The sequence below is a fragment of the Mesorhizobium sp. M4B.F.Ca.ET.214.01.1.1 genome (genome assembly GCF_004791545.1).
Taxonomy (GTDB): domain Bacteria; phylum Pseudomonadota; class Alphaproteobacteria; order Rhizobiales; family Rhizobiaceae; genus Mesorhizobium; species Mesorhizobium abyssinicae.
On the sequence record NZ_SRUX01000094.1, the window covers coordinates 1 to 398 of the forward strand.

A 398-nucleotide genomic window follows, 5' to 3' on the forward strand; every position below is an offset into this window, starting at 1 on the left:
GCGCGGTGCCGACGAAGCGGCGGTCGCCGAGTTCCGTGACGGCGGCGGAGAATTGCGCCGAATCGCCGATCACCGAAATGCCCCAGACGACGGCGACCAACATGAAGAGCCAGAGCGGACCGGCAAACAGGAAGCCCATCAGCAGCGCACAGCTTCCCGAGACGATCATCATGCCGGCGGTGGCCGCGGTTCTGCCGATGCGGTCCGACAGATAGCCGCCCAACAGGCAGCCAAAGATGCCGGAGGCCACGACGAAGAAGGTCGAAAGCGAGGCGGCAGCGGCCGATCCGATCGCCTGCGCCTCGAATGCCGAGCGCGTATAGGCAAGCAGCCACGCCCACATGGCGTAGAGTTCCCACATATGGCCGAGATAGCCGAGATTGGCCAGGAGCAGCGGC

General features: G+C 65.6%; 1 pseudogene. It reads right to left on the reverse strand.

The features are described from left to right. Positions 1–398, reverse strand: a pseudogene (locus EN857_RS33450) (MFS transporter); the annotation flags it as partial.